Source organism: Hyphomicrobium sp., assembly GCF_035548195.1.
Lineage (GTDB): Bacteria > Pseudomonadota > Alphaproteobacteria > Rhizobiales > Hyphomicrobiaceae > Hyphomicrobium_B.
In genome coordinates, this window is sequence record NZ_DASZTY010000017.1 from 322,242 (window position 1) to 345,240 (window position 22,999).

Genomic DNA, 22,999 nt, shown 5'->3' on the forward strand with positions numbered 1-22,999 from the left:
CTAGCGCGGGGTGAAGCGCTGGCACAGAGGGAAACGAGGAGAGCCGGATCGTTCGATCCGGCTCTTTTTTGTGTGCGCTTGGTATCTTTGATTGCGCTTGGCGACTCGCGTTCCGCGAGCCGGCCGCCAAGCGCGGAAAATCAGATCTTGTCCATCGGTGTTTTCAGGCGGCCGGCGAGGTCTTGGACGTACTGCCAGGCGACGCGGCCGGAACGTGCGCCGCGAGTCGTTGCCCATTCGAGTGCGTCGCGTTCGAGATCTTTATCGCTAATCTTCAGCTTGAAGTGCGCGACGTAGGCGCGGACCATCGCCAGATAATCATCCTGGCTCGCATTGTGAAATCCGAGCCAGAGTCCGAAACGATCCGAGAGCGAAACTTTCTCTTCGGTCGCTTCACCGGGATTGATGGCCGTCGCACGCTCGTTGTCGATCATATCGCGCGGCATCAAGTGACGGCGGTTGGACGTCGCGTAGAACAGCACGTTCTTCGGGCGTCCCTCGATGCCACCTTCCAAGACAGCCTTGAGCGATTTGTAGCTCGCATCGTCGTGATCGAACGAGAGGTCGTCGCAAAATACGATAAAGCGGTATGGCGCTGCTTTGAGATACCCCAGGCACTTCGGAAGCGACGCGATGTCTTCGCGGTGGATCTCGATGAGCTTCAATTTGCGTGAACGGCTCTGAGCGTCGGCATGCGCGGCCTTGACGAGGCTCGATTTTCCCATACCGCGGGCACCCCAGAGGAGCGCGTTGTTGGCGGGTAGGCCGTCCGCGAACCGGCGTGTATTGTCGAGCAGGATGCCGGCCGTGTGATCAATTCCCTTGAGCAAACCGAGCGGCACGCGATTGACCTCGGGCACCGGCTCGAAGCAGGCGCCTTCCGCGTGCCAGACAAAGGCTTCGGCGGCCTCAAAGTCGGGTGCCCGTTCCCGGAGCGGACCAAGCCGCTCCAACGCATTGGCGATCCGTTCGAGAAGGGGTTTTAATTTGTCGGCGTCGTTCATCTGCGGTCCAAGCGGCTATCTATCGGAAACAGCGTGTTTAATCGCAGCGGCCGGAGATGCCAACGGCAAACACCTGCGCCTTTGCGAGGTTGCAAATGGGCCGCTGGCCACTATAGTCCGCAGCGAATTTGGTAAGCGCTCCCCTGAGGCCAACGGGCTCGGGGCAGGGGCGCTTATTCCGCTCGCACCCAGAGGACTCGCCGTTCCGATGTTCGCCACCCCCGCTTTTGCGCAGACTGCCTCCAGCCCGATGGAGCCTCTCGGCGGTTTGCTGATCCCAATGCTTCTCATGTTGGGAATTTTCTACTTTTTTCTGATCCGCCCGCAATCGCAGCGCGCCAAGGAGCTTCGCGAGCGAGTCAACGCGGTGCGCCGCGGCGATACGGTCATTACCTCGGGCGGCATGGTCGGCAAGGTGCTGAAGGCATCCGACACTAGCGATGAGATCGAGGTCGAATTGGCCGAAAACCTTCGCGTGAGGGTCGTCAAAAGTACGCTGCTGGAGGTGCGCTCGAAAGGCGAACCTGTCAAAGAGGCAACGTGATTTAAGCGACGTTTACATGCGAGAATGCCCAGGCGGCCCGGCTCGGCCGCTCCACCAGGAATTTTGAGATCCTTTCAGATGCATTTCACACGATTTAAGACCTTGTCCATTTTGTTGATCTGCCTCGCGGGCTTCCTGGTCGCGATGCCGAACTTCTTTTCGAAGGAGACGGTGCAGTCGTGGCCGTCGTTCATGCCGAAGAAGCAGCTTCGGCTCGGCCTCGACCTGCAGGGGGGGGCCCATCTGTTGCTCGCGATGGATGAGGACGAACTCAAAAAAGACTGGATCAACAACTTGCGCGATGAAGCGCGCAAGGTCCTACGGGACGCAAAAATCGGATTTACCGGAATCGGCGCGCAGGGCTTATCGCAGCTCGTTATCAAGCTTGCGAAACCGGAGCAGCGGGATGCGGCGATGAAGGCGCTGCATAAGGTCCGGCAGCCGATTGGCAATGCCCTGCTTGGTAGTAGCGCATATGACGTCGACCTCAGTGAAGGCTCTGATCCCGGCACGATCATCATCAAGGAGAGCGAGCAGGGCCTTCGGCAGCGGATTGCCAATGCGGCTTCGGCTTCGATCGAGACGATCAACCGGCGCGTCAACAATCTTGGAACGTCGGAATCGACGATCGTTCGTCAGGGCACGGACCGAATTCTCGTCCAGTTTCCAGGGCTCAAGGATACGAAGGAGCTGAAAAAGCTCATCGGCGAGACGGCGAAGCTGACTTTCCATGAGGTGCATCCGTCGCTGACGACGGAAGAAGCGAAGATGACCTCCATCCCGTCAGGTTATAAAATTTATCAGGGCGACAAGGGCGAAAACGAGTACCTGCTGCGCGAGCAACCCGTGGTGCAGGGCGCCGATCTCGCCGACGCGCAACCCGGCTTCGATAGCCGCACCGGCGAGCCGGTGATCAACTTCCGCTTCAACCAGATCGGTGCGCGCAGGTTCGCTGCCTTTACGAAGGATCATGTCGGGCGGCCATTCGCGATCGTGCTCGATGACAAAGTGCTGTCGGCTCCTGTCATACGCGAGCCCATCCTCGGCGGCTCCGGACAGATTTCGGGTAACTTCACCGTCGAGAGCACAAACCGCCTCGCCGTCCAGTTGCGATCCGGCTCGTTGCCGACCAAACTGACGATCGTTGAAGAGCGTACGGTCGGTCCGTCGCTTGGTGCCGACTCCATTGCCGCCGGTAAACTCGCGGGCATCATCGGCGGCCTTGCCGTCGTCTGTCTGACGATTTTGGCCTATGGTACGTTCGGTATCTTCGCGTGCGTCGGTCTTGTCGTGCACTTGATGCTGACGCTGGCGTTGATGACGCTGATCGGATCGACGCTGACACTGCCTGGCATCGCTGGTCTCGTTCTGGGTGTCGCCATGGCGGTCGATGCTAACGTTCTCATCTATGAGCGCATTCGAGAGGAACTGCGGGTCGGCAAAATGCCGGTTTCGGCTATAGACGCCGGGTTCAATCGCGCGTTCGTGACGATTGCGGATAGCCAGCTCACGACGCTTGCTTGCGCGATCATCATGTTCTGGCTCGGTGCAGGGCCGATACGCGGCTTCGCCGTCACGCTCACGATCGGCATTCTGACATCGATTTTTGCTTCGGTGACCGTCGTTCGGTTGCTGATTTCGTTGTGGCTCAAGGCCCAGCCGAAGGGCCGTATCGCTACCGTTCCCGTTTAGGAGACCAGAACCCGTGCTAATGAGACTTATTCCGGTCTTCAGGGGCGTCGACTTCTTCCCGCACGACCTCAATCTGCCCTTCATGAAATTCAAGGGCCCCGCTCTCGCGCTTTCGATCATTGCGATGCTGATCTCGATCGGCCTTTGCGCAACGTTGGGATTGAACTATGGCGTCGATTTCAAGGGCGGTTCGCTGATCGAGCTCAAGACGAAAAGCGGCGATGCCGACATCTCAGCGCTGCGCGATAAGCTGAACGGCCTCGGCCTCGGCAATGTTCAGATTCAGCAATTCGGTGCTCCTGATGATGTGCTTGTCCGGCTCGAAGAGCAGCCGGGGGGAGAGACGGCGCAACAGGCCGCTTTGAAGAAGGTCACCACTGCAACGGCTGCGAATTATACCGAACGCCGGGTCGAGGTCGTCGGACCGGCGGTATCCAGCGAACTCCGGATGACCGGTTTCATCGCCGTTGCTGCCGGTATTCTGGCGATTGTCGCTTATGTCTGGTTCCGCTTCGAATGGCAGTTTGCCCTTGGCGCGGTCGTGGCTCTGTCGCACGACGTTCTGGTCACGGCGGGCATTTTCTCACTGTTTCGTTTCGAATTCGACTTATCGACGGTCGCTGCGCTGCTGACCATCCTCGGCTATTCGGTGAACGACACCGTCGTCGTGTCGGATCGTATCCGCGAGAACTTGCGTAAATTCAAAAAGATGGAACTCAACGAGCTGTTGAACCTTTCCATCAACGAAACGCTGTCGCGGACGATCCTTACCGGCATGACGGCGCTCGCGGTGCTGCTGGCGCTTTACATCTTCGGCGGCGAAGTGATCCGGAACTTCAACCTCGCGATGCTGCTCGGTGTCGTGATCGGGACGTATTCGTCGATCTTCATCGCGGCTCCGCTGCTTGGTTATCTCGGCGTGAAGCGAGATTGGAGCGATGCAGCCGCGAAAGCAGTTGCCGCATCGTCGAAGGCCAAAGCCAAGGCATAGCGCTTGACTGGAGGAGCGGCGCTCCAATGACGGATGCGGGCGCCCGCTATCCTTACGAAACAGCCATTACCGCCTATGGCAACGGCGGGTTCCGCTTTGCCGAGATGAGCCATCGTGGCTCGATCTTCTGTCTTCCGAGCGGCATTTATGCGTGGAGTGCGACGTCCGCGGCAGCGCTTCGGCCGGAAGACTTCGCGTTTGTTTTGGGCACACTTGAACCGCCGATTGCGCTTCTGCTTGGTACGGGCGACGCACAAGTCTGGCCGGAGCCCTCAATTTATCAGGCGTTTGCTAAAGCCAATATCGGGCTGGAGCCAATGTCGACGGGCGCGGCGGCGCGGACCTACAATATTCTCGTCGCCGAGAAGCGAAGGATCGCAGCGGCTTTGATCGCCGTTCCTTGAGGGTGCTTGCATCGTGGAGCGGGAGTGTGAGCGAGGCTCGCGATAAATTCGGCAACATCGAAGCCGTGCGAGCGAGTGCGCGGCGCAATGCGCCTGACCGATACTATGCTGCGCTGTTTGCGCCGCCGGCCGTTCGTGATGACCTGATTGCCCTTGCCGCTTTCGACGGCGAGATTTCTCGTATTGCCCCGCTCGTGAGCGATGCGATGCTCGGCGAGATCCGTATTAGCTGGTGGCGCGATGCTCTCCTCGGGGATAACAGTGAGCTTGGCCTTTCGGGAAATCCGGTGCTCGATCAGTTCGCGGACGTGATGAGGCGCCACACGCTCTCGCGCGAAGATCTCGCTTGCTATCTCGATGCCCATGTTGATGCGCTTTTCGCCGATCCGCCTCGGGATGACGCGGCCCTCAATCAGTCGCTACGCGCCATCGACGGGACGCCGCTCGCTTTTGCTTTGCAGATTTTGCACGGGCCGCTCGACGCGGCCGGCCGGGATCTGATTAACGCGGCGGCACGGGCTTCTGGGCTTACGCGCATCGCTTTAGAGCTTCCCTATGCTCTTGCAGCCGGCCGTTCGCCGCTGCCCGACAATAGATCTCCGGCCTCATCCGACAGCGATTGGCGTCCGCAAATCGGCTGGCTTGCGGAGGAAGCGCGGGCGTCTCTCGCTGCCGTGCGTCGCCAACTGGCGGGCAAACCGAGGGTTTTTACTACGGCCTTGCTTAAGCTCGCCCTGATCGAGCCCCATTTTCGCGCTTTGCAGATGGCACGACATGAGCCGCGCCGTGACATCGTGGACATCGCACCGCTCACGCGATTGTGGCGCATTGCACGCGCGCATTGGATCAGAGCGCTCTGAAGAGCGCCATGTCAGACGACCAAAGCGAAGGGGGCAGATGATATCTCGCTTGCAGTCGGCGCCGCGCCGGGCCGCGGTCCTGTCGCTTTTCGCGACCGTCGCGGTGGCGCTTCTTTCGATGGCTGCGCCGCGACCGGCGGAGGCGTCGGCGTTCATCACGTGGCGCGTCGAGAATCCGTTCCGATTTTTTACCGACCCGAGAGACACCGAAGCGCATCGACTGGCTTATCGCGCGCTTGGGCCCGAACAGAAGGCGACACCGGTTCTATCGGAAGAGCGGGCTTTGCAAAGCAACGATCCTGGCGGTTGGGCGTCCGCCGTCTACCAGAAGACCTGCTGGCACGATAACCGCTTCAAGTGCAAAGCGTACGACGATTACATCAATCCGACGAGCCATGCCGTCATCTTCAAGGTCATCGGTATCGACGATCCCAAGATGCTCTCCTGCACGTGGCTCACGGCGCCGAGGGATGCGGAGCATCCGCGCGGGGATGCCGTCACGCAGCCGTGCAGCGCGCCGGTGCGCTTTGTCATTCCCTATCCGAAGGGTGCCATCGTCAGCGTGCAGATTGGTGGGCTGGAAGTCGCCAAAGCGGACGTCAAGGTTCGCGACATTCTGATCGCGGGCATGGGCGACAGCTTTGCGTCGGGCGACGGCAATCCCGACGTTGCGGTTCGGTTTTCCCGTAAGCGATCCGCCGATTACAGCACGGTCGGTCTCTACAGCGATTTGACCGGCTATCCGGCGCGGGTGGGAAACTGGCGCGAGTTTGGGGACAGCGCATTTCAAAAGGCTAATGCGCGCTGGCTCGATCAGGCATGCCACCGCTCGCTCTATTCCGAACAATTGCGCACGGCATTGCAGTTGGCGATTGAAGATCCGCATCGTGCGGTGACGTTCGTCGGCGTGTCGTGCGCTGGCGCCGAGGTCACCGATGGTCTTTTCCTTCGTTACAAAGGCAACGAGTGGGTGCCGAACCCTCCGCGCCTATCGCAAATTTCGGCCGTCGCCCAAGCGCAATGCGGAAATAATCCTACCAAGTCGCTCTATGCGCCGGAGGCGTATCACATCAACGGGCAGATTCCCGAGCTGCAGGGCGGCCTTGTTTTGCGCAAATGTCCGCAGGACGAGGCGCGTAAGATCGATCTCGTTCTGGTTTCCATCGGCGGCAACGATATCGGCTTTTCGCGGCTTCTGGCGAATGCGGTGCTTTCCGATGAATCGATATTGCGGGAGCTCGGCGGCTGGCTTGGCGAAGTACACGGGGAAGCGGAAGCGTCGGCCGAACTCAGTCATCTCGGCGCGCGCTACAAGGCGCTCAATCGCGCGCTTCATAACATCCTCTATATGCCGTGGGACGAGAGCGATCGCATTCTTCTCGTCGCCTATCCCGGGCTTGCGTTGCAGGGCGACGGCAGCGACACCTGCGCCAGCGGCAATGCCGGGATGGAGGTTGTTCCTGATTTCCATCTCGACGGGACGAAGCTCCGGCTCGGAACTTGGTTCGCCGATAAGCTCAACAGGCAGATGCGGAAAAGTGCCGAGGACTATGGCTGGACGTACGTCGAGACGCACAGGCGTGCCTTCATCGGACGCGGCATCTGCGCTGGTTTGAGCGTGACGGGCGTCAGCCAGGTCGACGATCTTCGGCTGCCGCGCAAAGTGAATGGTGTTTGGACGCCCTATAATCCGGCCGACTATCTTCCGTATGCGTCACGGCAGCGTTGGTTCCGCACGCCCAACGATGCATTCATGACGGCGAACTTTCACGTCGCTGCGGGTCTGATTACCAAGGTTCTCAAGATCGAACCATTCGCGCCGCTACAATTGCTGCTCGCTTCGACGTATTCGGGAGCGTTCCATCCGACGGCTGAGGGTCAAGCGGCGATTGCCGACGCCGTTGTCGACAAGGCGCGCGCGGTTCTTGCGAAATACGGGCAAGGGCCGGACAACTCCGAAGCCCAGGCCATTGCGTCGGACGACGATCCGTTGGCTTTGCCGCTTCCCGATAAGCCGGAGCGTGTGAAAGTCAAAGCTGTGGTTTCCGGTCCGAACGACGTACAGTCGGGAACACTGTCACAGCCAGAGGCTCCGGCCGATGCGGTTCCAGCCGATGCGGCTTCGTCCGAAGCGAAGGCGAACCCGCCTCCGGCGCCCGAGCGTTTGCCGACGCCGACGAATTTAGCCGAGCCGCCGCGAACCACGGGCCCGAGAGTCGTTCCGGCGACGCAGGAAGATATTGCGGCTCCGAACTCCGCCGCCGCACCGCCGCAGCGTCAACCTCCACCACCGGCAGCGAACCTCGAGCAAAAGCCCTTGCCGCCGATACCTTCAGCGGGCGGAGACACGGGCCTTGGCGAAGCGAAGGCCATCCTGGCGCCGGCTGTACCTTCGGCGACTGGACAGGTGCCCGTCGTTGGTGCTCCGCCATCCGCTCGTACCGGTCCGGTGCCGGTCGTCGGGTCGCAGCCGCCTGCCGCAGCGACAGGTGAGGCCGCATCAACGGCTTTGCCGCCCGCTGCAACGAACGCTGAGACACTTGCGCCTCCCGCGCCGCCATCGCAAAGCGATCCTTCGGCTACTGGGGCGCTACCTGAGACGGCCATTCGGCCATTCGCTCCTGCGAGCGGCGGCGGGCCATCCGGTTCGCCTTAGGAGCGAGACCTTGTCGTGCGCATCCTAGGTCCGGGCTCTCCGCTACGCTTCTGCCGGGATGACAATGCACGCCGAAGTGTTACGCCGAACGTCGGATGGTGCGCGCTGCATCGGCATCGAGCCACTGCGCGAGATCGGCGAGCGCGCGGCGGGACATTGCCCGTTTCTTTTCACGTCCTCGCTCGGGGCCTTTGAGGCGTTTCCCGTCCTTATCGTGCGTTGGTGCGGTTTTGAGATCGGGCAATAAACCGTAATTGATGTTCATCGGCTGGAACGACCTCGCGTTCGAACGTTCGGCGTCTTCGCTGATGAGATGGCCGCCGGTGATGTGATCGAGGAGTGCGCCAAGTGCCGTCGTTGCGGGTGGCGCATCCATTCGCTGTCCAAGCGCTTCGGCCGCTGCGAAACGGCCAGCAAGCAATCCCATGGCCGCGCTTTCGACGTAGCCTTCGACGCCTGTGATCTGTCCCGCAAAGCGGAGACGCGGTTGCGCCTTGAGGCGCAGTGAACGGTCGAGCAACTTCGGAGAGTTGAGATAGGTATTGCGGTGCAGACCGCCGAGGCGGGCGAACTCCGCATTCTCCAGTCCTGGGATCGTGCGGAAGATACGCACTTGCTCCGCGTGTTTCAGTTTCGTCTGGAAACCGACCATGTTCCATAGCGTTCCGAGTGCGTTGTCCTGGCGAAGTTGCACGACGGCATACGGCCAGCGTCCCGTGCGTGGATCGTCGAGGCCGACCGGTTTCATTGGGCCGAAGCGGAGTGTGTCGCGGCCGCGCTCGGCCATGACTTCGATGGGCAGGCACCCGTCGAAGTAAGGCGTGGATGCTTCCCATTCCTTGAATGACGTTTTATCGCCATCGCGTAGCGCGTCGACGAAGGCTTCGTATTCGTCCTTCGTCATTGGGCAGTTGAGATAATCGGCGCCAGTGCCGCCGGGACCGGCTTTGTCGTAGCGCGATTGGAACCAGGCAATCGAGGTGTCGATACTGTCGCGGTGGATGACCGGTGCGATCGCGTCGAAGAAAGCGAGCGATTCTTCGCCGGTCAAAGCGCCGAGCGCTGCGCTCAACGCGGGCGACGTCAGCGGCCCGGTCGCAATGATGACATTCGTCCAATCATCAGGCGGAAGACCTTCGATCTCGCCGCGCACGATGGACACGAGAGGACTTTCCGAAAGCCGCTCTGTCACCTCGGCGGAAAAGGCGTCGCGATCGACGGCGAGAGCACCGCCTGCGGGAAGCTTGTGCTTGTCGCCGGCGGTCATGATCAGCGAGCCCGCGCGGCGCATCTCCTCGTGCAACAGGCCGACGGCGTTGTTTTCCCAATCATCGGAGCGGAAGGAATTCGAGCAAACCAGCTCTGCGAAGCCATCCGTCTTGTGCGCTTCCGTTCCGCGTTCCGGACGCATTTCGTGGAGCACGACGGGGACACCGGCGCTCGCGATCTGATGCGCGGCTTCCGATCCGGCGAGACCGGCTCCAATGACGTGAACGGGAAGGATATTCTTCATTGTGTCGTGCTTCCAAAATTCCGTTGGGTCGCGGCTAAACGATCGCCCGTGCTCGACGCGTCTCGGCCGCTACTTAAGCTCGGTGGGGTGTGCGTGCAATGCATCGCGCTTGGCCGGTCGATTTTGCCGTAATTTTTGGTGCCTTACCGATCTTCCGGCAAGAAGCGTCAGGTACGCGTAAACACCGGTAACCATCGCTTCCGACTGACTAGCCAAACGGCGATGAACATGACTTCTATGCCGTGCGGACAGAAAATGGCCACGCATCAGCGGAAGTGTCTGAAAGACCAGCAGGACGAAACACGGTCGACGGTGAAGAAAAGTTCAAAATGTTGACGCCATACAAAAAACGCCTGGCGCAGGATCTCGATCGCTGGCGCAGCAACGGCTGGGTCAGCGAAGAGGGACGTTCGGCTATTCTCGCCGATGTCGCCAACAGCGGCCGCGATTTCAATCTACCGTCGGCGCTCGCCATCCTCGCGAGCGTGTTGTTTGGATTCGCGGCGATTTCATTTGTTGCCGCACATTGGGAAGACATGCCGCGGCTGGGCCGCTTGCTGTTACTGTTGGCGTCGGTCTGGGCCGGTTACGCAGTGGCAGGCTGGCTTGCGAGCAAGGGTCACGACATGTTCGCAGACGCGGCCATTCTATTTTCGGTCGCGATGTTCGGCGCCAGCGTCATGCTGATCAGCCAGATGTATCATATCAGCGGCGATCCGACGGATGGCGTGCTGATGTGGTGGATCGGCGCGCTTTTCGCGGGCGTACTGCTGCGGTCCAATCCGGCGCTGGCTTTGGCGATGGTGCTCGTTTGCATTTGGTCGAGCATGAAGACGCTGGACCGCAACGAGGTCCATTGGCCGTTCCTCATCGGTTGGGCGGCGGTGACGGCTGCTTTCATTTGGCAACGCTGGTGTCCCGGATTGCACCTTTCGGCGCTTGCGCTGTCGCTGTTCGTCATCTCCCTCGGTTATCTTTTGGACCGCGGGCATGAGCACGCGCTTGTCGCGATCCTCGGTCTCGTCGCGGCCGGGGCAGCGATTGCCGCGGAGAAAGCTTTGCCGGAATTCGACTCTGTCGCGGCTCCGAGCCTCGGCTACGCGGTCGCTGTAGCGTTTGCCGGATTATATGGCTTGCAATTCTTCGAGGATCCGACACTCGGTACGCTGATCGCGCTTGCTGCTTTGACTCTCGTGTTGCTGCTCGCAGCCATCAGCTACGCGCTCGCCACCGGCAATCGCGGTGTGCTTTGGCTGGGATATATTGGGTTTTCGCTCGAAATTCTGTCGGTCTATTGGAAGACGGTCGGATCGATCCTCAATACGTCCTTGTTCTTCCTCATCGCGGCGCTGATCGTTGCGGGACTTGCTTACATGGCCTTGCGTCTTGCGCAGCGTGGGCCCGGCAAGGAGGTCGCGGCATGAGCGGAACGCGTCGCTATTTTTGGCTGCTACTGATCTTCGTCGCGCTGGTGCAATCGGCGGCGCTGTTCAAGATGGTCTATGACAAGGACCGGCTTTTGAAGGACGGTCGCGAAATTACGATGCCGGTGAAGCCGCTTGATCCCCGTGATCTGTTTCGCGGTGATTACGTGACGCTTGGCTACGACATCACGACTTTGAACAAGACGAACGCGCCAGAGGGCCGCCTCGCCGACGTTCAGACCGGATCGATAGCCTTCGTGACACTCAGTCCGAAGCCTGATGGCGGATGGACGGTCAAGGAGCTTTCCACCACCTATCCCAAAGAGGTCGCTTCCGGAGATGTGGTGCTCAAAGGCCGGGTTCATAACGCTTGGGGCGGCGCGGGTGCCTACGATAAGGTTTTGAACATGCGCTATGGGATAGAAACCTATTTCGTGCCCGAGGGAACGGGCCGCGCGCTCGAAAGCAAGGTCAGGGACCACAAGATCGACGCCATCGTCGCGGTCGGCGGCGATGGCACGGCGGCGCTCAAAGGGCTCATCGTCGATGGTGAGCGGCACGTCGACCCGCCCCTCCTTTAAAGTCTTCTGGTGTGTGCCGGTGCCTGCTATGAGGCGCCGGATAAGCACCTGGGAGGCGCACGTGACCATCAAACGCTATGAAAGTTCAGCCGTTTATTCAAAAATGACGGAGGCCAACGGCTTCGTTTTTACGGCGGGCGTCATCCCGACCGACCTTTCGCGCGACGTCGAAGGACAGACGGCCGAAGTCCTAGCCGAGATCGACCGCCTGCTGGCACTTGCCGGAACCGATAAATCCAAGGTCGTGCAGGCGACCGTCTGGCTCAATGACATCCGGAACCGCGACGGCATGAACAAGGCGTGGAGCGCGTGGCTCGGCGGTAAGGACGCCCCGGCGCGGGCATGCATTGAAGCCAAGGTCATCGACCCGCGGATGCTGGTCGAAATCTCGGTCGTCGCGGTCAAATAGAGCTGTCGCCCCTAAGTAGGATGATTTTGATGCGCCGTCCGGCCGTCCTGCGCCGGCACGGTGCATCTGTGCCCCGTTTGCCGCTTTCCGAGAATTTCTTGAGGGACGCCATCGACAACGCTTCGAACCGCCTTCTGAATCTGCGAGATATCCGCAGGGGTTCGCCCTAAAGTCGTTTCCGGGGGGTCGACAATGACAATGACGGGATGCGTTCGGGGCGGTCTTGCGCTCGCCGCGGTTTTGTTCATCGCTACGCCAGTCGTGGCACAAGAGGTTGCCGATATTCATGAGCAGCGTCGCGAGCGCGGCTCCATCTGCTTCACTGATCACTACCATTACGGATCGAGTTCTGGGCTTCCGACAAAAAAGGCAGCGACACTCGCAGCCATAAAGTCGTGGGCCGATTTCGTCGATTTCGAATACGGCGGAGCGTGGACGAGCTGGCGGCGGTCGGGCAGCAAGAGCATCAAATGCTCTCAAGCCGGTATTCGCGGTCCCTGGAGCTGTGACGTCAGCTCGCGGCCGTGCCGTGGCGGCCGCTAACGCACACAGTTGGGATATTTGAGATTTGGCGCCGCGCGTTAATCGCGCGGCGCCTTGCGTATTGTGTTCCCGTTTTATCGGGCGCCGAACATCCGCGATAAGAAACGGCGTGCAAGCGATGCCAGCCAGCGGATCAGAAAGAGCTGAATCATTGTGCCGATGACGCCGCGGTTCGAGCCGAGCACGCTGCCGAAGATTGAGCGAATAACGTCTTCTAATGAGCCACCGCCCGATCCGTTGTCTTCCGGCACTTGTTGTCCGCCGCGGCGGATAATGTCGGGTAGCCGCTGATACGGGTTTTGCGGATCGGGGTAGCGCTGCGGCGACTCGCGGCCGAGGCCCGGAATGTTGTCTCCTGGGATCGGCAATGGTTGCCCGGCGTCAACGGGTCCGCGCGGCGCGGACTGTGGTGGAGATGCCGTCGGATCCGTATTCCAATTGCTCTGCGATCGAGCCGACGGCAACGTGTCTCCGGGCAGCGGAAGCGGACTGCCCCCTGCACTGACGAGGCCGGGCGCATTGCGGACGAGATTTGCCAGCCCCGGCTGTGATTGGCGCTGAAGCTCTCCGATGAACAGGCTGGCTACGGCGGGCAGGAGTTTCTCGACGGTGCCGGTGTCAAGGTCGGACTTCGTGGCAGTACGCCCGGCGATCTTCCGGCTGACGTGCTTGTTGCCGATCAGCACGTCGAGGATGTGATTGCCGGCTTCAGCCGCTGCCGGCGAGGCGAGCGTGTCCGGTTTTGCAAGAGTGTTTCCTGCTGCGGGGCTCGTTACCAGGGCGGCGACGTCGGCAATGCCGCCGCGGGACAGCATACTTCGCTGTACGCGGGCATTCAGTTCGTCGGTTAGCGAGCGAACCGCAGTCTCCGCCTTATCGTCATCAATATTGAACGCCTGTGCAACTTTGCTGATGAGCAGGCGACCTTCCGGACTTCTCAGGCTCGCATCGATCGTCACGTCAGTCTCCGCTCGGGATCATGGCGCTGTTGGCAGCCATCCTTATACCCAGCATGGGTCATCAGATCTGGCATCTGTCCGCTGTTTAGCAGCGTGTAAGGAAAATTTCACCGCGCTTTCGCATTCAGCGGGCGTTCATCCCACAGAGCCTTTACGTTTGAGCGTGTGAGAGACGCGGACGCCCTCTCATGCGTACGTGCAACTTTGGCCGCACTGCGGCGTTACGAAACCAAGCAGAATGCTGACCGAATACTTCCTCTAAGGGAGGATGCGAAGGTGGAGAGTTCCATGCGAAAATTGTTGATGTCTTTGTCGGTCATTGGCGGGCTTTTGCTGGCGGGAACACTTCCCGGTCCAGCACATGCGGCTGCGGGTCTGACTGCCGCACAAGTTGGAAAGACTTCTGGCCTGGTCACGCAGGCCCGTTGGCATCGCGGCTGGGGCCATCGCGGCTGGGGCCATCGCGGCTGGCATCGTGGCTGGGGGCATCGCCGCTGGGGCTGGGGTCACCGCCGGTGGTGGGGCTATGGCATCGGCTGGGGATGGCCATATTACGGATATGGCTATTATTATCCGCGCTATTATTACGGCGGGTATTACGGCTACGGCGGCTGGGGATGGCGGCATCGGCACTGGCGCCATCGCGGGTGGCGGCACCACGGTTGGCGTCATCATGGCCGGCGGCATCATGGCGGCTGGGGCCACCATCGCGGCCATCACGGCGGTCACCGCCACCGCTAGCAGGCAAAGCTCGTTTTTAGAATTTATCGTCCCAGCGGCCGGAGGCAGACCCGTCTCCGGCCGCTTTTTCTATGCCAAAGGTGGCACAAGCGCTCAGTTGCAACGCGGAAGCACTTTTGGCATGGTCCGCCGCGACTTTCGCTAGGCGAGTCTGTCTGGGGAGCAGTCGGGGTCTGTCCCGGCAGAACCCGCGTGCACAAACAAAAAAGCGGGCCAAAAAGGACCACTTCATGAGCAACATACTTTGGGGGATCATCGCCTGCGGGGCGTTGGCGATCCTTTATGCATTTATTACCTCGAATTTCGTGTTGAGCGCCGATCAGGGCAATGCACGGATGCAGGAGATTGCAGCGGCCGTCCGCGAGGGCGCGCAGGCATATCTCAGCCGGCAATATCGAACGATTGCAATTGTCGGCGTCGTCATCTTCATCTTGGCGTGGTTGCTTCTTGGACCGCTACAGGCGTTCGGCTTCTTGATCGGTGCCGTTCTGTCTGGCCTCGCGGGCTTCATCGGCATGAACGTCTCTGTGCGTGCCAATCTCAGGACCGCGCAAGCCGCCACCGTCTCACTTGGCAAGGGACTCGACATTGCCTTTAAGTCAGGAGCGATCACCGGACTTCTGGTTGCTGGTTTGGCGCTGCTCGGCGTTGCGGGCTACTACGCATTTCTGGTCGGTGTGCTCGGCAAAGAGCCGGGGGGCCGTGAAGTCGTCGACGCACTCGTTGCGCTGGGCTTCGGTGCTTCGCTGATTTCGATCTTTGCGCGTCTCGGCGGCGGCATCTTCACAAAAGGGGCAGACGTCGGCGGCGACCTCGTCGGTAAGGTCGAAGCCGGTATTCCGGAAGACGATCCGCGCAATCCCGCAACGATTGCGGACAATGTCGGCGACAATGTCGGCGACTGCGCCGGTATGGCTGCGGACCTGTTCGAAACTTATGCGGTGACGGTCGTTGCGACGATGGTTCTGGCGGCGATTTTCTTTGCCGGTCAGCCGAACCTTTCGATGCTGATGCTGTACCCGCTTGCGATCTGTGCCGCGTGTATCGTGACGTCGATCATCGGCACGTATTTTGTGAAGCTCGGCACAAACGGTTCGATCATGGGTGCGCTCTATCGCGGCGTGATCGCGTCGGGGCTGCTTTCGATCGCCGGACTTTGGGTGGCAACGCAATACGTACTCGGCGGCTTCGGTGACGTCGGCACGGCCGCCGGTCAGACGATCACCGGATGGAACCTGTTCCTGTGCGGCCTCGTCGGCCTTGCCTTGACCGGCCTCATCGTCTGGATCACGGAATACTATACCGGCATCGGCTATCGGCCGGTGAAGTCGATCAGCCAGGCTTCGGTTACGGGACACGGCACGAACGTCATTCAGGGCCTCGCCGTTTCGCTCGAAGCCTGCGCGCTGCCAACGCTCGCCATCGTTGCGAGCATCATTGCTACGTATAACCTCGGCGGCCTTTTCGGCACCGCAATCGCAACAACGACAATGCTGGGTCTAGCCGGCATGATCGTCGCGCTCGACGCCTTTGGTCCGGTGACGGATAACGCGGGCGGCATCGCGGAGATGGCGGGACTTCCGAAGGAAGTGCGCCGGTCAACGGATGCTCTCGATGCGGTCGGTAACACGACGAAGGCCGTGACGAAGGGCTATGCGATCGGTTCGGCGGGCCTCGGCGCGCTCGTTCTTTTCGCGGCTTATAATTACGACCTCTCGCACTTCATCGAAGAAGCGAACAAGGCAGGCGCGACCGGCTACCAGTTCTTCAAGGGCGTGCAAGTCAACTTCGGTCTTGAAAACCCGTATGTCGTCGCGGGGCTCTTGCTCGGCGGGCTCATCCCGTTCCTGTTCGGCGGTCTTGCGATGACGGCCGTCGGGCGTGCAGGCGGTGCGATCGTGCTTGAGGTGCGCCGTCAGTTCAAAGCCAAACCCGGCATCATGAAGGGCACCGAAAAACCCGACTATGCCGCTGCGGTCGACCTGCTTACACGCGCCGCGATCAAGGAGATGATCGTGCCGTCGTTGCTGCCGGTGCTGTCGCCGATCGTGCTCTTCGTCGTCATCAATGCGATTGCAGGGAAGGGCGCGGCGTTCTCGGCAGTCGGTGCGATGCTGCTCGGTGTCATCGTCACCGGCATCTTCGTTGCGATTTCGATGACTTCCGGCGGTGGCGCTTGGGATAATGCCAAGAAGAGCTTCGAAGATGGTTTCGTCGACAAGGATGGCGTCAAGCACGTCAAAGGTTCCGAGGCACATAAGGCTTCGGTGACCGGCGACACCGTCGGCGATCCTTACAAGGACACCGCGGGTCCGGCCGTTAACCCGGCGATCAAGATCACCAACATTGTGGCGCTGTTGCTGCTCGCGGTGTTGGCGCACTGGTGATCGCCGCGCGAGGTGAAAACGATAGAGGCTCCGGTAACTCCGGAGCCTTTTTTTGTCGCGTGCCTCTGTACCCAGCCAGCTAACCCGCGAGGTTTGGATCTTCGCTGTCATGCGCGTGGCCGACGGCCGCCAACAAACGTTTGTCGAGCCGGCCGGGTACTAAGATGACCTTTTCGGAATGCACGTCCTTTACCGCAGAGCGCGGCACGACGAATTCGCCCGCGTTCTCGACGTAGATCACGATCGAGGTGTCGTTGACCTCGCGGACCGCACCGATACCTTCCTCGCCGTCGGCGATGAAAGCCATAAAACCTTCCTGGATGTTTTCGGTCATGTGGTACTCGCGCGCTGCTTCGGTTTCGACATTGTGCCGGTGGTCGCGAATTTCACTGCGATTCAGGCTTAGTTGCTTCTCCTGCATGGCCACGTAGTGGCTGCGGCGGTCTATGCTAGCGACAGCTTGCGCAGGGTAAAGCCTAATATTGTCCGCTTCCGAAGGCACTTCCTGCGCCGAACAGCTGTTGTTTTCCGAGGTTGCGGAAGAGCTGCTTCAGGATGCCTTCGTCCTTGCCACCCGGGGCAGGGGTTGTGCGGCTGACGAAGTCAAACACTTTGCCGTCCTTGAGGCCGTAATTCGCGACCTTGTCGACCGTGCCACCCTGATTGAAGTAAACGGCGACCACCTGCCGGCTCTGCTCGGTCGGCAGGAAGAAGGATGCCTGTGTGTCGGTACTTGAAATGTAATAATAGGCGTGGCCATCGCCGATGACAGCCGTCGTGGCGGGCGTGCCCAGGGCGGCTCGCACCTGATCCTGGCTCATGCCGGGTTGAACTGCCTGAAGGTCTGTTTCGGTAAATATCTGGCCGTGCCGGGTGACCGTTCCGCCGCAACCTGCGAGTGCGACAAGCGACGCAAGGGCAAGTCCACGGCAAAGCGCCGCTCCGAACCGTTTCGTCTTGCCAAGCTGTCGCATTCGACCCTTCATTCGTTGAGAATCGCTTCGATATCTCGTGCGGTGTGTTTAGAATGTGCTGTAGAAGCGGGCAACGCGAGCCAATGCCGTTGCGCCGCACGATCCCCAGACATTTCCCCCCGGCTTACCGGCGAACCAAGGTCCTTTCCGCGCATGTTGCACTGGTTCAGACGGCGCGCCACAGTAAGCCGCAGAGCAGAAAAGCTTTATGGCAGCGTCGTGACCGCAGCGCGGCATCGTGCGCTTTATAGCGATGTGGGCGTACCGGACACACCCGAAGGCCGTTTCGAATTGGTCGCGCTTCACCTTTTTCTGGCGTTAGAACCTATTAAGTCCGATTCGACGGCCATTGAGCTTTCGCGGCGCACAATCGAAGCGTTCGTCACCGATATGGACGACTGCATGCGGGAGATGGGCGTCGGCGATATGGCCGTCGGGAAAAAGGTCAAGCGTGCCGCTGCGGCGTTTTACGAGCGCGCCGGAGCTTATCGGCGGGCGCTTGCCGGACAGGGGCCGGATCTTGAGGCTAACCTTCGTGATTACGTACTTGGGAACGTGATCGACGATGGGGCGAGGCAGGAACGCGCAGAGGCGCTCGCCCGCTATATGCGCGCCGCATTCGCTGTGTTGGCATCCTCTGACACGCCGTTCGAGACAATCGTCGAGAATGGGACGCTCGACCGGCTTCTGAGCAACCATTGAGGATTGGGGCGTCGTGACCGAACCGCTGACCGATTGGACACACAACGTTACAAGCATCCCCGCGGGCGGGTTCGATGGCGAACGACGCGCGACCGAGGCCGAGCGAGCAGCTATTGCGAAAGTCCTGGAGCTGCTGAAGCTCGATGGGCTTGCCGCGCATTATCGTATCAAATCCGTGTCCGGCGGAGGATACCGGTTGTGGGGCAGGTTGACGGCTGATGTCGAGCAGGCTTGTGTCGTCACGCTCGATCCGGTCGCCGCCAAAATAGATGCGCCGTTCGATGTCGAATTTCGACCGAAGGTCGAAACCGCCGACAACGATGAGGATGCAAGCGTTCTCGCCGGCCCCGACGTCGATGTTCTGGAGCGTGGCATCGTTCCGGTCGGCCGCATCGTTTTTGAGACGCTTTCGGCATCGCTCGATCCTTATCCACGTCGGCCCGATGCGGAGTTTACATGGAGGGACCCACAGGCGGGCGAGCCTGAAAAGTCGAACCCTTTCGCGGCGTTGTCCAAGCTCAAAGACAGAGATTGATAAGGCACTGCGGCAACCGTGCATGAGCCGCGTTTTCGCCTTGTTCCGAAACTTCAAAGGACTATGGTCGCGACCAAATTCGGGAACAGAGAGGGCCTAGGATCGGGCACCGGCATTGCCATGCCGGGTTCGGCGTCACGGGCAATCGGCAAGCATGGCGAGCCCTAAGACAATCGCAATCGATGCAATGGGGGGAGACTTCGGGCCTGAGGTTGTGATCCCTGGAGCAGCTCTCTCGCTTGAACGTCAACCAGCGCTGAGCTTCATTTTCTTTGGGCAACAGGAGCGGATCGACGACGCCCTGGGTAAGCATCCGAAGCTGCTTGCCCGCTCGCGGATCGTCCATACGGATCATGTGATCGGGATGGACGAGAAGCCGAGCCAGGCGCTGCGCCGTGGCAAGGGTTCGAGCATGTGGCTCTGCCTTGAGGCTGTGAAGTCGCTTGACGCCGACGCAGCTGTCTCGGCGGGTAACACGGGCGCGTTGATGGCGATTGCGAAGCTCGTTCTGCGGCCCATGCCCGGTATTGAGCGACCGGCTATTGCGGCGCTTTGGCCGACCGTCAAATCGGAAAGCATCGTGCTCGACGTCGGCGCCAATATCGGTGCCACCTCAACGCAATTGACCGATTACGCTTTGATGGGCGCGGCGATGGCGCGCGCTGTCTTCCACATCGAGCGGCCGTCGGTGGGACTGATGAATGTCGGCACCGAGGAGATGAAGGGCAACGAGGATGTCAAGGCGGCGCACGCGTTGCTCAAATCTGCAGAGAACCTGCCTTTGGACTACAAAGGTTTCGTCGAGGGGGATCAAATCGGGCAGGGAGCCGTCGATGTCGTGGTCGTCGAGGGCTTTGCGGGCAATATCGCGCTCAAAACGGCGGAAGGGACTGCCCGGCAGATAGGGACGTACCTCCGGGCCGCAATGGGGAGTTCGTTAATGAGCCGATTGGGCGCGCTCTTCGCCCAGGGTGGTTTCCGCGTTTTGAGAGAGAAAATGGACCCGCGCCGGGTTAACGGGGGCACTTTTTTGGGACTGAACGGCATTGCGGTGAAGAGCCACGGCGGGACCGATGCCTTTGGATTTGCGAGCGCCGTCGATCTTGCTTACGAAATGGCCGATTCCGGTCTGATTGCGCGCCTGACGGCCGACATCGGCGGGTTTCATCATCGGCTGTCGGAGGCCGGCTCCGGCGGTGTGCCGCCAGAACGTTCTGCCGGCGGCGCGCTCGGAAAGGTCTAGGCGTGGTCGCAGTTCTCCGCTCCGTCATTCGTGGCGTCGGCGCGCATCTCCCCAAGCGTATCGTATCGAACGACGATCTTTCGAAGATTGTCGATACGAGCGATGCGTGGATTCGGGAGCGCTCGGGGATCGTCAACCGGCACATCGCCGACGAGACGGAGAAGACGTCTGATCTTGGTGCGGCCGCGGCGAAGCAAGCGCTCGTTCGCGCTGGGATCGATCCGATCGACATCGACTTGATCGTCTGCGCGACCGCGACGCCGGATCGTACGTTTCCGGCGACGGCTATCAAAATTCAATCGATGCTGGGCGTCACGAAGGGAGCGGCTTTCGATGTGCAAGCCGTTTGCTCCGGATTCGTTTATGCTTTGACGGTCGCGGACAACTTCCTGAAGACCGGACAATCCAAGCGCGCGCTCGTCATTGGTGCCGAAACGTTTTCGCGCATCCTCGACTGGTCGGATCGGTCGACGTGCGTGTTGTTTGGCGATGGCGCGGGCGCGTTGGTGCTCGAAGCTCAGCCGTTGCATGGGATGCGGGAAGATCGAGGCATCCTGGCGACCAAGATTCGATCCGACGGCCGTTATGAAGATCTGCTTTACGTCGACGGCGGCCCGGGATCGACGAAGACCGTCGGACATCTCAGGATGAATGGGCGCGAAGTTTTCCGGCACGCCATTCAGAAGATTTCAGGCGTTATCGAAGAAACGCTCGTCGAAACCGGATATGCTGCCGACGAGATCGATCTTTTCATTCCACACCAGGCCAACAAGCGCATTCTTGATGGCATCGCGAAGAAGCTCGGCGTCGCGCCGGAGAAGATCGTGATGACATTGCATAAGCACGGTAACACTTCGGCCGCCTCGATCCCGCTGGCGCTAAACGAGGCTTTCGAAGCCCATCGGGTCAAGGAGGGCAGCCTGATCCTGATGGAAGCGATGGGCGGCGGCTTCACTTGGGGCGCTGCGCTGGCACGCTGGTGATTTCCTGGCCTTACGGCGCATTCGCTGTAGCAATTTCCGACCAAATTTTTTAGTGTTTCTTCAACGCATTACGTTGACCCCGCGACCAACTGCCGCTACCATTCTCGGTCGACGTTATGCGGGATGGGAGGAAAAAAGATGGTCGGCAAGACGTTGACGAGGGCAGATCTCGCGGAAGCGGTCGTCGCGAAGGTTGGGTTGCCACGTAACGAGAGCCAGGACCTTGTCGAGCGCGTTCTCGACGAGATTTCCGGCAGCTTGGCAGAGGGAGATGCGGTCAAGCTTTCCTCGTTTGGATCCTTCGGCATCCGGCAGAAGGGCGAGCGTATCGGGCGGAATCCGAAGACTGGAGAGGAAGTCCCCATTACGCCGCGGCGCGTGCTTGTTTTCCGGCCGTCGAACATCATGAAGGATCGCATCAACAAGGGTCACCTGAAGCGCTAACGGCGTCGGTTCGGCACGTTCAGGCAGCGCAGCTTTCAGCCGCTGTAATATTCGGCACATTGGAAAGGTGAGGGCGATGAACAAGTCGGCGGAGGCATTTCGCACGATCGGAGAAGTCGCCGAGGAACTGAATATCCCCAAGCACGTCTTGCGGTTCTGGGAAGGACGTTTTCCGCAGATACGACCGATGAAGCGCGGCGGCGGCCGGCGCTATTACCGGCCCGAAGATATGGAGCTTCTGAGAGGCATTCGCGCGCTACTGCACGCTGAAGGTTACACCATCAGGGGCGTGCAGAAGATTTTGCGCGAGCATGGCGTCGATCAGGTGAAGGCGGCGGCCAAGCGTACACCGCGGACCCAAACAGCCGCAGAGGCGGCTTCGTCAACGAAGCGAAAGCGCGGCCGCAAGCCGCTTGCAAATGCGAACCAGAACACGCTACCGTCGCAGTCGGCACAATCGGCAGTGATTGGCGAGGACGGACGCGATAGTTCGAGCACCTATATCCTCGCGGCCATCCGAGAGTTGCAGATTGCGCGCACGATATTGCTAGGTCAGCCGATCAATCCCGTAAGCGTGGCATCGGAGCCGAAAAAGGCACGCGCGGGCAGGACGTGAACGTCTCGCCGGCGCTAACTCCGAGTGCTGCGCGGATGCCGTTTTCCGATTTTGAAATTGTGCTCGTCGATCTCGTCGCTTCGGCAGGGCTTATTGAAGCGGAAGAGGCGCGCACGCCGCGTCTCGGAGCTGCCGATGTCGTGCGCGCCGCCCGGCTCGGCGACGATCCGCAGGCGCAAGGCCTCTGGCGCGCGGCACGCATTGCGACGCGCATCGTGCTGGAACGCGCGGCCGGAGCGGGCATTCGGGGAATGGATTTTGCAATTGCCGCGGGCGGGCGTCCGTCGCTTGGCGCGGGGTTTCCTTCCTTCAATGTGTCCCACACGGGCGACGTTGCGTTGATCGCCGTGTCTTCTCAATCTTCTCTTGGCGCGGACATCGAGCAGCGGAAGTCTTTGTCGATGACGGCAGACCGGCGCGAGCGCATCGTTCGTGCCGCGGCGGCCATGGGCGGCGCTTCGCCGTTTGATTCCGATGATGACACCGACGTTCTCAGAGCTTGGGTTCGTTTGGAGGCCGTCGCCAAAGCACGTGGTACCGGCATCGGCGTCTTGCTGACAGAAGAAGGTGTGATCGGCGGTGTCGGCGGGCGGAGCGCGCAATCCCAGGTTCCATTGGCCGTTGCGGAACTCGATGTGGGGGCCGATTACGTGGCGGCTGTCGCTTCAACTGTGATGCCGGATCATCCTATCGTCAGACACTTCCCGACGCGCGTGGATGAGTTCGCAGCATTCATGGCAAATCCCCACCAGCGATAGCGTTCGCTCGGATGAGGTGCCGGACGTTCTTTTAGA

The 22,999-nt window shown here is 60.5% G+C and carries 24 protein-coding genes; 19 read left to right on the plus strand and 5 right to left on the minus strand.

The genetic code is table 11. The features are described from left to right. Positions 1-140: 140 nt before the first annotated feature. The gene (locus VHB22_RS06075; protein ID WP_325456056.1) at positions 141-1,004 is read right to left on the minus strand and encodes an ATP-binding protein; all 864 of its coding nucleotides are present in this window, start codon (positions 1,002-1,004) and stop codon (positions 141-143) included. 208 nt (positions 1,005-1,212) lie between these two features. Here VHB22_RS06075 and yajC point away from each other — a divergent pair, with 208 nt between their 5' ends. From yajC to VHB22_RS06105, 6 genes are all read left to right on the plus strand, one after another. Further along, entirely contained in the window at positions 1,213-1,548 is a 336-nt protein-coding gene (gene yajC, locus VHB22_RS06080) for a preprotein translocase subunit YajC (RefSeq protein ID WP_325456057.1), read from the plus strand. A 78-nt stretch (positions 1,549-1,626) separates the two neighbouring features. Next, positions 1,627-3,240 carry a protein translocase subunit SecD gene (gene secD / locus VHB22_RS06085; RefSeq protein WP_325456058.1) on the plus strand — a complete coding sequence of 538 codons (1,614 nt, stop codon included), beginning with the start codon at positions 1,627-1,629 and terminating at the stop codon, positions 3,238-3,240. A gap of 13 nt (positions 3,241-3,253) precedes the next feature. Continuing rightward, positions 3,254-4,231 carry a protein translocase subunit SecF gene (secF, locus tag VHB22_RS06090; RefSeq protein ID WP_325456059.1) on the plus strand — a complete coding sequence of 326 codons (978 nt, stop codon included), beginning with the start codon at positions 3,254-3,256 and terminating at the stop codon, positions 4,229-4,231. 26 nt (positions 4,232-4,257) lie between these two features. Next, positions 4,258-4,635, plus strand: a complete 378-nt coding sequence (locus VHB22_RS06095) for an Mth938-like domain-containing protein (protein WP_325456060.1) — start codon at positions 4,258-4,260, stop codon at positions 4,633-4,635. A 26-nt stretch (positions 4,636-4,661) separates the two neighbouring features. After that, positions 4,662-5,495, plus strand: a complete 834-nt coding sequence (locus tag VHB22_RS06100; protein WP_325456061.1) for a squalene/phytoene synthase family protein — start codon at positions 4,662-4,664, stop codon at positions 5,493-5,495. Between the two features lie 37 nt (positions 5,496-5,532). Further along, the gene (locus VHB22_RS06105) at positions 5,533-8,151 is read left to right on the plus strand and encodes a hypothetical protein (protein ID WP_325456062.1); all 2,619 of its coding nucleotides are present in this window, start codon (positions 5,533-5,535) and stop codon (positions 8,149-8,151) included. A 79-nt stretch (positions 8,152-8,230) separates the two neighbouring features. Here VHB22_RS06105 and trmFO read toward each other — a convergent pair whose 3' ends face one another. Then, positions 8,231-9,664 carry a methylenetetrahydrofolate--tRNA-(uracil(54)-C(5))-methyltransferase (FADH(2)-oxidizing) TrmFO gene (gene trmFO, locus VHB22_RS06110; RefSeq protein ID WP_325456063.1) on the minus strand — a complete coding sequence of 478 codons (1,434 nt, stop codon included), beginning with the start codon at positions 9,662-9,664 and terminating at the stop codon, positions 8,231-8,233. A gap of 329 nt (positions 9,665-9,993) precedes the next feature. On the opposite strand from trmFO, the gene VHB22_RS06115 reads away from it, so the two are divergent. The 4 genes from VHB22_RS06115 (at position 9,994) to VHB22_RS06130 (ending at position 12,621) form a co-directional block, all read left to right on the plus strand. Then, positions 9,994-11,088: a DUF2157 domain-containing protein gene (locus tag VHB22_RS06115; RefSeq protein ID WP_325456064.1), complete on the plus strand. Its 1,095-nt coding sequence runs from the start codon at positions 9,994-9,996 to the stop codon at positions 11,086-11,088. Beyond that, the gene (locus VHB22_RS06120) at positions 11,085-11,669 is read left to right on the plus strand and encodes a GDYXXLXY domain-containing protein (protein ID WP_325456065.1); all 585 of its coding nucleotides are present in this window, start codon (positions 11,085-11,087) and stop codon (positions 11,667-11,669) included. The genes VHB22_RS06115 and VHB22_RS06120 overlap by 4 nt, the downstream gene beginning before the upstream one ends. Positions 11,670-11,730: 61 nt before the next feature. Further along, on the plus strand, positions 11,731-12,078 hold the full coding sequence (locus VHB22_RS06125) for a RidA family protein (protein ID WP_325456066.1): 348 nt from the start codon (positions 11,731-11,733) through the stop codon (positions 12,076-12,078). A gap of 192 nt (positions 12,079-12,270) precedes the next feature. Then, positions 12,271-12,621, plus strand: a complete 351-nt coding sequence (locus tag VHB22_RS06130) for a hypothetical protein (protein WP_325456067.1) — start codon at positions 12,271-12,273, stop codon at positions 12,619-12,621. Positions 12,622-12,695: 74 nt separating this feature from the next. Here VHB22_RS06130 and VHB22_RS06135 read toward each other — a convergent pair whose 3' ends face one another. After that, on the minus strand, positions 12,696-13,580 hold the full coding sequence (locus VHB22_RS06135; RefSeq protein ID WP_325456068.1) for a DUF937 domain-containing protein: 885 nt from the start codon (positions 13,578-13,580) through the stop codon (positions 12,696-12,698). Between the two features lie 288 nt (positions 13,581-13,868). Here VHB22_RS06135 and VHB22_RS06140 point away from each other — a divergent pair, with 288 nt between their 5' ends. Together VHB22_RS06140 and VHB22_RS06145 are read left to right on the plus strand one after the other, a co-directional pair. Continuing rightward, positions 13,869-14,321, plus strand: coding sequence for a VrrB protein (locus tag VHB22_RS06140; RefSeq protein WP_325456069.1), 453 nt, complete (start codon positions 13,869-13,871; stop codon positions 14,319-14,321). 230 nt (positions 14,322-14,551) lie between these two features. After that, complete coding sequence (locus tag VHB22_RS06145; RefSeq protein WP_325456070.1) at positions 14,552-16,708, plus strand: sodium-translocating pyrophosphatase; 2,157 nt, start codon at positions 14,552-14,554, stop codon at positions 16,706-16,708. A gap of 79 nt (positions 16,709-16,787) precedes the next feature. Here the strand turns inward: VHB22_RS06145 and VHB22_RS06150 are convergent, their stop codons facing one another. Next, positions 16,788-17,042: a hypothetical protein gene (locus tag VHB22_RS06150; RefSeq protein ID WP_325456071.1), complete on the minus strand. Its 255-nt coding sequence runs from the start codon at positions 17,040-17,042 to the stop codon at positions 16,788-16,790. A gap of 142 nt (positions 17,043-17,184) precedes the next feature. Next, positions 17,185-17,682, minus strand: a complete 498-nt coding sequence (locus tag VHB22_RS06155) for an outer membrane protein assembly factor BamE (protein ID WP_325456072.1) — start codon at positions 17,680-17,682, stop codon at positions 17,185-17,187. A gap of 153 nt (positions 17,683-17,835) precedes the next feature. Between VHB22_RS06155 and VHB22_RS06160 the strand changes: the two genes are divergently transcribed. The 7 genes from VHB22_RS06160 to VHB22_RS06190 all read left to right on the plus strand — a co-directional run bounded on the left by VHB22_RS06160 (position 17,836) and on the right by VHB22_RS06190 (position 22,963). Then, on the plus strand, positions 17,836-18,384 hold the full coding sequence (locus VHB22_RS06160) for a ubiquinol-cytochrome C chaperone family protein (protein ID WP_325456073.1): 549 nt from the start codon (positions 17,836-17,838) through the stop codon (positions 18,382-18,384). Positions 18,385-18,397: 13 nt separating this feature from the next. Continuing rightward, positions 18,398-18,919: a DUF177 domain-containing protein gene (locus tag VHB22_RS06165; RefSeq protein WP_325456074.1), complete on the plus strand. Its 522-nt coding sequence runs from the start codon at positions 18,398-18,400 to the stop codon at positions 18,917-18,919. Positions 18,920-19,073: 154 nt separating this feature from the next. Then, a complete protein-coding gene (gene plsX / locus VHB22_RS06170; RefSeq protein ID WP_325456075.1) occupies positions 19,074-20,162 on the plus strand; it encodes a phosphate acyltransferase PlsX in 1,089 nt (362 codons plus the stop codon). Between the two features lie 2 nt (positions 20,163-20,164). Beyond that, positions 20,165-21,145 (plus strand): beta-ketoacyl-ACP synthase III, encoded by a 981-nt coding sequence (locus VHB22_RS06175; protein WP_325456076.1) that lies wholly within the window; start codon positions 20,165-20,167, stop codon positions 21,143-21,145. A gap of 138 nt (positions 21,146-21,283) precedes the next feature. Next, a complete protein-coding gene (locus VHB22_RS06180; protein ID WP_325456077.1) occupies positions 21,284-21,589 on the plus strand; it encodes an integration host factor subunit alpha in 306 nt (101 codons plus the stop codon). A 76-nt stretch (positions 21,590-21,665) separates the two neighbouring features. Next, a complete protein-coding gene (locus tag VHB22_RS06185) occupies positions 21,666-22,205 on the plus strand; it encodes a MerR family transcriptional regulator (protein ID WP_325456078.1) in 540 nt (179 codons plus the stop codon). After that, positions 22,202-22,963 carry a phosphopantetheinyl transferase gene (locus VHB22_RS06190; RefSeq protein WP_325456079.1) on the plus strand — a complete coding sequence of 254 codons (762 nt, stop codon included), beginning with the start codon at positions 22,202-22,204 and terminating at the stop codon, positions 22,961-22,963. Before VHB22_RS06185 ends, VHB22_RS06190 begins: the two co-directional genes overlap by 4 nt. Positions 22,964-22,999 lie beyond the last annotated feature (36 nt).